This window comes from Actinomadura decatromicini (genome assembly GCF_008121305.1).
GTDB lineage: Bacteria > Actinomycetota > Actinomycetes > Streptosporangiales > Streptosporangiaceae > Spirillospora > Spirillospora syzygii.
The window spans coordinates 262,464-270,011 of the sequence record NZ_VSRQ01000011.1 but is presented as its reverse complement, the minus strand read 5'-3'; the positions used below and the strand labels follow the sequence as shown (position 1 = coordinate 270,011).

Genomic DNA, 7,548 nt, shown 5'->3' with positions numbered 1-7,548 from the left:
AAGTAGACGCCGCCGTTGTCGTCGACCTGGCGGGCCAGCGATTCGCTTTGCGCGGCGCCGGAGATGATGCCCAGTTGGTCGCGCAGCCATTGCACCGCCGAGCCCGTCACCGCGATCGACCCCTCCAGCGCGTACACGGGCGCGAAGTCGCCGAACTTGTAGCAGACGGTCGTGAGCATCCCGGCCTTGGACCTGACCAGTTCCTCACCCGTGTTGAGCAGCAGGAAGTTGCCGGTGCCGTAGGTGTTCTTGGCCTCGCCCGGCGCGAAGCACACCTGCCCGACCGTCGCCGCCTGCTGGTCGCCCAGGATGCCGGTCAGCGGGACCTCCCCGCCGAGCGGCCCGTCGCGGCGCGTCACGCCATAGGGCTCGGGCGCGGAGGACGGCTTGATCTGCGGCAGCATCGAGCGCGGGATCCCGAAGAACGACAGGAGTTCCTCGTCCCAGTCGAGGGTCTCCAGGTCCATGAGCATGGTGCGGCTGGCGTTGGTCGGATCGGTGACGTGCACACCACCGTCGACGCCGCCCGTCAGATTCCACAGCACCCACGTGTCGATGTTGCCGAACACGGCGTCGCCGTTCTCGGCCGCCTCGCGTACCCCGTCGACGTTCTCCATGATCCATTGGATCTTGCCGCCGGAGAAGTAGGTGGCGGGCGGGAGCCCGGCGCGGTGCCGGATGGTGTCGCCGCGCCCGTCGCGCTCCAGGGCGGCGGCGATGCGGTCGGTGCGGGTGTCCTGCCAGACGATCGCGTTGTAGTACGGGCGTCCCGTCCGCCGGTTCCACACCACGGTCGTCTCGCGCTGGTTGGTGATGCCGAACGCCGCGAGGTCGCCGTAGCCCAGGTGCGCCTTGTTCAGCGTCGTCTGGATGACGGCGCGCGTCCGCTCCCAGATCTCGGTGGGATTGTGCTCCACCCAGCCCGCCCGCGGCAGGATCTGCTCGTGTTCGAGCTGGTGGCGGGCGATCTCGTTCCCGCCGTGGTCGAAGACCATGAAACGGGTGCTGGTGGTGCCCTGGTCGAGCGCCCCGACGAAGTCGGCCATGGACTCTTCCCCTTCTGCGCGTGCTCCGTCAGGAAACGTCGTATTCCGGCTCTGGCCTCGTGGGCACCTCGCCCTCCCCGTCCTCGGGGATGTTGCGCCCGATGAGCAGGATGTACAGCCCGGCTCCGAGTATCCCGCCGATCAAAGGCCCCACGATCGGGACCCAGAAATAGAAGTCCCCGTACTGATCTCGCCAGGCCGTCTCGTATCCGGTGATGTACTGCGCGAGCCGGGGGCCGAGGTCGCGGGCCGGGTTGATCGCGTACCCGGCGTCCGCGCCGAACGCCATCCCGATCGCGACGACGATGAGCCCGATGATCAGCGGCGCCAGGTTCGCGAGGGGCGGCGCGTTGCGCAGGTCAGTGAGCGCGAGGACGAGGAACAGCAGGATCGCGGTGCCGATCACCTGGTCCCGGAAGCCGCCCCAGAGGCCGACCGGCAGGGACCCGTTGCCGGGCATGGTGGAGAACACGAACTGCGACTTGGTCGTCAGGCCCGGGTCGAACTTGGTGAGGATCTCGTTGTAGTCCCACCGGACGATCAGCGCGGCGACGAACGCCCCGAGGAACTGCGCGGTCCAGAACGGGATCACCTTCCGCCAGGGGAAGCCCTTGTAGACCGCGAGCGCGAGGGTGACGGCCGGGTTGATGTGCCCGCCGCTGAGCCGTGCCGACGCGTACACGCCGAGCGTGACCGCGATGCCCCAGGCCCAGGCGATGCTGTCGTGCCCGCCGAGGCTCTGCGGATCGCCGAGCCCGCTGCCGGCGACGGCCTGCGCGACGACCCCGATCCCGAAGAGGATCAGGATCAGGGTCCCGGCGAACTCGGCCAACACCTCGGCGGCGAGCGTGGGAACCCGCTGCTCTCGCGCCATCTGTCCTCCCCCGGAATGTGTGACCGCGGCCACGTTCGATCGTGCCGCTGATCGTTCCCAGGAGAAGGCGGGGAAACATGATCAGTGTCCCCGGAACGCCTCCTCGAGCCACCAGGCGGCCCGGCCGCGGGCGACCTTGGCGTCCACGAGCATCGGGCGGTCGCGCGGACCGTCCAGCCAGGCGGCCACGTCGCCGAGGTCGTCCGGGCGCCGGACGGTCGCCGCCGCGCAGCCGAACCCGCGCGCGACGGCGGCGAGGTCGGCGGGCGGGAAGGTGACCGTGTCCAGCGGGTGCCCGCCGGGCCCGAAGTGGTGCACCTCGGCGCCGTACGCCTCGTCGTCGTAGACGACCACGAGCAGGCCGAGGCCGAGCCGGACGGCCGTCTCCAGCTCGGCGACCGACATCAGCAGACCGCCGTCGCCGAGCGCCGCGACGGTCAGCCGGTCGGGACGGGCCACCGCCGCGCCGATCGCCGTCGCCAGGCCGAGCCCGACGGCCTGGAACGCCTGGGTGAACACGAGGGCGTCGGAGTCGGGGACGTCCAGGAACATCGCCGGGTACCCCATGAAGTTCCCCGAGTCGACGGCGACGGTCCGCTCGGCCGGGAGCATCCGGTCGAGGGCGATCGTCAGCGTCCGGGGGTCGATGCGGGGGCCGTCCGCGCCGATCGGGTCCTCCTCGTAGGGGACGTCCTGCCAGCGCCCCTCGCGGACGAGCCGCTCCGCCACGTCGGGCGTGCGGTAGCCGGTGGAGGCGTGGCCGCGCCGCTCCAGCTCGGCGTCCACGGCCCGCGCGGTCTCGGCGGCGTCGCCGATCAGGCCGAGGTCGACGGTGCGGTGCGCGCCGAGGGCGCGGGCGTCCACGTCGACCTGGACGACGGTCGCGCCGCGTCCGATGAGGGCGCCGTGCCGGGTCGTCCACGAGTTGAGCGAGCAGCCCCAGCCGACGACGAGGTCGGCGCCCGCGATCAGGCCGGCCGCGGCGGGGGTGGCGAAGCCGCCGGACACGTCCAGAGCGAACGGGTCGCCCGCGAACAGGCCGCGCGCGACGGCGGACGTCGCGGGCAGCGCACCGCAGCGGCGGGCGAGCTCGGCGAGCGGCTCGGCGGCGCGGCTCAACCGGGCGCCCCGCCCCGCGATGAACACCGGGCGCTCGGCGGCCTGCAGCGCGTCCGCGAGCCGGGCGATCGCGCCCGCCGGCGGCACCGGCAGCGGCGGCACCTGCGCGCGGCGCGGCCGGTGCGGGACGGGCGGCTGCTCCGCCGTGGCACCGGGGTGCTCGGCGTCCTGGATGTCGAGCGGCAGGCCGAGCAGGACGGTGCGGCGCTCGGCGACCGCCGTCCGGCAGGCGCGGGCCACGTCGGCGAGCGCGGTGCCGGGCGAGTGGACCCGCTCGGGGACGGCCCCGACCGCCGCCGCGATCGCGGCCTGGTCGATCCGGAAGTTGGAGCGGACCGCGGCGGCGGCGACCTCGCCCGCGACGACCAGCAGCGGCGTGCGGCTCTTCGCGGCCTCGGCGAGGCCGGTGACCGCGTTGGTGAGGCCGGGGCCCTGGTGGACCGTCACCACGCCGAGGCCGCCGCCGACCCGCGCGTACGCGTCGGCCATCGTGGCGGCGCCGCCCTCGTGCCGGGCCGCGACGAACCGGGCCCCGTTCGCGACGAGCGCGTTGGTGACGTGGAAGTTGCCGCTGCCGACGACGCCGAACACGGTGTCGGCGCCGAACCGCGCGATGGCCTCCCCGACGGCCTCCGCGACCTTCATCGCTGGACCGGCGCGGGCACGCGGGCGGGGCCGCCGGGGGCGGGGCGGCCGGGGGCGGGCGACTGGACGGGGGGCTTGACGGGCACGGACATCGTTCCTCCGGCGGCGCGGACGGGCTGGGGGTCGCGCGAGGCCTCCCGAACGTATCGCAGATGCGCCTGTTCGGAGTGTCACCCGGCGCAGGCCGCCCGCCGCTCGCCGCATGTCACCCGTCTGCCAGCCAGGGGTATCGGGCGGTGTCGGCGCCCGCGTAGTCGGGGTCGAGGTAGATGAACACGCGCTGGATCCTCCAGTCGCGGATCTCGAACACGTCGCACCACCGGCCGGCGCCCCATTCGGGGACGCCCGCCCGCCACGGTCCGTCGCGGTGCTCGCCGTGGCTGGTGCCCTCGCAGACGAGCGTGTCGGTGCCGGTGAGGATCCAGTTGAACCCGGCGTAGTGGTGCCGGATCGAGGTGATCGTCGCGCCGACGTCGCCGAACAGCCGGGCGATCTCGTCCTTGCCGGTGGCGAGGCCCCACTTCGGGAAGTAGACCTGCGCGTCGTCGGCGAACAGGTCGAGGAGCGGGGACCCGTCGGAGGTCACGCCGCCGTTGTCGAAGCCCTTGAGGTACTCCAGCGCCACCGACTTGCGCTGCTCGTCCGTCATCGTCGTCCTGATGAGCGCCAACCGTTTCACCGTCCTGTCGCCGGGCCGTCTTTCCGACGGTAACGCCACGAGGCCGCACGGCCTCGCCCGTCGTGTTCCGGACGCGTCGTGGGCGATTTCACGGAGCATTTCGGACGAGTTGCAGGTTAGGCTTCCCTAAGTACCAGAACCCGGACCAGCGGAGGGCCGAATGGCGACGGAACCGGCGCGCAAGGGGCGCAGGCTCAACCGGGCGACGGTGCTGCGCACCGAGCGCCTCACGCCGCACATGATCCGCGTGGTCGTCGGCGGACCCGACCTCGCCGGATTCGGCGCGGGCGAGTTCACCGACCACTACGTGAAGCTGCTGTTCCCGCCGCCCGGCGTCACCTACCCCGAGCCGTTCGACATGGAGTGGGTCCGCGCCGAGCTGCCGCGCGAGCAGTGGCCGACCACCCGGACCTACACCGTCCGCGCGTGGGACGCCGACGCCGGCGAGCTGACCATCGACTTCGTCCACCACGGCGACAAAGGGCTCGCCGGGCCGTGGGCGGCGCGCGTGACCCCGGGCGAGGAGATCCTGTTCATGGGCCCCGGCGGGGCGTACGCGCCGCGCGCGGACGCTGGCTGGCACCTGCTGGTCGGGGACGAGAGCGCGCTGCCCGCGATCGGCGCGTCCCTGGAGCGGATCCCGGACGGCGCGCCCGTCCGCGTGTTCGTCGAGGTCGCGGGGCCGGAGGAGGAGCAGGACCTGCCGACGCCGGGCGACGCGGAGATCGTCTGGCTGCACCGGAACGGCGGCGCGGTCGGCGACCTTCTGGTGGACGCCGTCCGCGGGCTGGAGTTCCCGTCCGACGACGTGCACGCCTTCGTCCACGGCGAGGCGGGCTTCGTCAAGGAGCTGCGGCGGCACCTGCGGGTCGAGCGGGGCCTGCCGATGGACCGGCTGTCGATCTCCGGCTACTGGCGGCGCGGCCGCGACGAGGACGGCTGGCAGTCCAGCAAGCGCGACTGGAACCGGGCGGTCGAGGAGGAAGAGGCCCGCGCCCTGGCGTGACCCTTTCGGCGGCAGGTCAGGCGGTGGCCTCGGTCCGGTCGTCCAGGTCGGGGCCGCCGTCGTCGGCGAAGCCGGGGAGCCAGCGCTCGGCCTCCGCCCGGTACGCGCCCTCGGCCTCCAGCTGGCAGAGGACGCCGCCGCAGCCGGACAGGGCGCGGCTGACCGCGAGGTACTGCGGCGGCAGCCGGAACTGGCGGGCGAGCGAGCCGGGGCGCATGTCCGCGGCGAGCCCGAACCCGCGCGCGGTCTGCTCGCGCATCCACTCCCGCGAGTAGCGGAACCGCTCCACGGCGAACGGGGCGGCGTGCGGGCCGACCAGGTCGGCGACCTCCTCGGGGTCGACCTCGGCGTCGGGCGCGAGGAACCCCTCCGCGCGCAGCCCGTCGACGATCTCGTCCGGGTCGCCGAGGGTGCCGATGCGGAGCAGGCGGCCGATCGACCACTGCAGCTCGGCGGGGACGTGGGCGGCGCCGCCGAAGTCCAGGACGCCGAGGCGCCCGTCGTCCAGGAGCCGGAAGTTGCCCGGGTGCGGGTCGATGTGGATCATCTCGCAGCGTGCCGGGCCGGACAGCAGGAAGCGGAACAGCAGCAGGCCCGCGCGGTCGCGCCGGTCCTGCGGGCCGTCGGCGATGACCTTGGCGAGCGGGGTGCCGTCCAGCCACTCGGTGATCAGGACGTTGCCCGCCTGCGCGACCACGGCGGGGACGACGAAGTCGGGGTCGTCCGCGTAGGCGTCGTGGAAGGCGGTCTGCGCGCGGGCCTCGTCGACGTAGTCGAGCTCCTTCTCCAGGCGGCGCTTCAGGTCGGCGACGACCGGCTTGACCTCGACGCCCGGGAACAGCGGCGTGAACAGGCGGCTCAGCCGGGAGATCTGGTTGAAGTCGCTCATCAGGGCCTGGGCGGCGCCGGGGTACTGGACCTTGACGGCGACCGTCCGGCCGTCGTGCCAGACCGCCCTGTGGACCTGCCCGATGGACGCGGCCGCCGCCGGGCGGTCGTCGAAGGCGTCGAAGTAGTCGCGCCAGTCGTCCCCGAGCCACTCGGCCAGGACCTTGTGGGTCGTGGCGGCGGGCATCGGCGGCGCGGACTCCTGGAGCCGGGTGAGGCTGGCGCGGAACGGTCCGGCGACCTCCTCCGGCAGCCCGGCCTCGAAGATCGACAGGAGCTGGCCGACCTTCATCGCGCCGCCCTTCAGCTCGCCGAGCACGGCGAAGAGCTGCTCGGCGGTGCGGCGCTGCACCTCCAGCGCGACGGCCTCGGCGGGACGGCCGATCGTCCGCTTGCCGAGTCCGAGCGCGGTGCGCCCGGCGAAGCCGAGCGGCAGGGTCGCCAGCTTGGCGGTCCGCGTCACCGCGCGGCGGGGGATGTCGTTCACGGCCGGCCGCCCCTCGTTCGACGTTGCGTCCAATACACCCTCTCATGGCGGAGATTTGCCACGAAATGGTCAATACCCGCCTTAGAGGAGAACTGTCCAGGACGTCCTGGAGATTCCCGGCGAGTCCGGCCCGGCGGTCCCGCAGGGGCGCAGCATCAGCTCGATGACCTCCAGCGCCCGCTCGATCTCCGGCCGGTTCCCGCCCAGGTAGTGGGCGTACATGAACGAGTCGGCGACGCGGACGATCGCCTGCGCGAGCGTCCGGACCGGCAGCGGGACGCGCAGCGCCCCGCGGTCGATCTCGGCCTGCAGCTCGCGGGTGAGGAGGTCGGCGGCCCGGTCCTCGATGGCGCCGGGCATCGTGGCGAGCCGGAGGAACAGGCGCGGCTCGCGCGCGGTGAACGCCTTGAGCGGCTCGGCGTCCACGACCGCGCGCATGAACCGGTCGAGCACCGCGAGGATCCGCTCGGGGCCCGCGCCGCCGACGTCCCGCGCCGCGACGCGGTAGGTGCGCTCGGTCATCTCGGCGAGGACCGTCCCGAGGAGGCGGTCGCGGCCGCCCACCCAGCGGTACAGGGTGGCGCGCCCGACGCCCAGCTCGGCGGCCAGCGCGGACATGTCGATCGGCTCGCCGCGCAGGTAGCGGGCGGAGGCCGCGGCGACCGCGGTCTCGGGTCCCGGCCGGCGGGCGGACGGCGGGGACGGGGGTCGTAAGGGCGGGTCCGGGGCGCCGGGGCTGCCGCTCATCCGCCCAGCATGACACACGGCCCGGCAAGGGTTTCAGCGACGCGCGCCCGCCCTCGC

Annotated in this window: 7 protein-coding genes; 1 reads left to right on the top strand and 6 read right to left on the bottom strand. The window is 73.6% G+C overall.

The window, feature by feature from the left end; translation table 11 throughout:
• From glpK to FXF68_RS38740, 4 genes are all read right to left on the bottom strand, one after another.
• On the bottom strand, nt 1-1,046 hold a 1,046-nt coding region (glpK, locus tag FXF68_RS38755; RefSeq protein ID WP_148767791.1), incomplete at its 3' end, for a glycerol kinase GlpK.
• A gap of 28 nt (nt 1,047-1,074) precedes the next feature.
• Nucleotides 1,075-1,920 (bottom strand): MIP/aquaporin family protein, encoded by an 846-nt coding sequence (locus FXF68_RS38750; protein ID WP_148767790.1) that lies wholly within the window; start codon nt 1,918-1,920, stop codon nt 1,075-1,077.
• 81 nt (nt 1,921-2,001) lie between these two features.
• Nucleotides 2,002-3,684, bottom strand: a complete 1,683-nt coding sequence (locus tag FXF68_RS38745; RefSeq protein ID WP_148767789.1) for a thiamine pyrophosphate-binding protein — start codon at nt 3,682-3,684, stop codon at nt 2,002-2,004.
• Nucleotides 3,685-3,889: 205 nt separating this feature from the next.
• Nucleotides 3,890-4,354: a nuclear transport factor 2 family protein gene (locus tag FXF68_RS38740; RefSeq protein WP_246179176.1), complete on the bottom strand. Its 465-nt coding sequence runs from the start codon at nt 4,352-4,354 to the stop codon at nt 3,890-3,892.
• Nucleotides 4,355-4,523: 169 nt separating this feature from the next.
• On the opposite strand from FXF68_RS38740, the gene FXF68_RS38735 reads away from it, so the two are divergent.
• The gene (locus FXF68_RS38735) at nt 4,524-5,369 is read left to right on the top strand and encodes a siderophore-interacting protein (protein ID WP_148767788.1); all 846 of its coding nucleotides are present in this window, start codon (nt 4,524-4,526) and stop codon (nt 5,367-5,369) included.
• A 16-nt stretch (nt 5,370-5,385) separates the two neighbouring features.
• Here the strand turns inward: FXF68_RS38735 and FXF68_RS38730 are convergent, their stop codons facing one another.
• Complete coding sequence (locus FXF68_RS38730; protein WP_187438332.1) at nt 5,386-6,744, bottom strand: ABC1 kinase family protein; 1,359 nt, start codon at nt 6,742-6,744, stop codon at nt 5,386-5,388.
• An 81-nt stretch (nt 6,745-6,825) separates the two neighbouring features.
• Nucleotides 6,826-7,491, bottom strand: a complete 666-nt coding sequence (locus FXF68_RS38725; protein ID WP_187438331.1) for a QsdR family transcriptional regulator — start codon at nt 7,489-7,491, stop codon at nt 6,826-6,828.
• Nucleotides 7,492-7,548 lie beyond the last annotated feature (57 nt).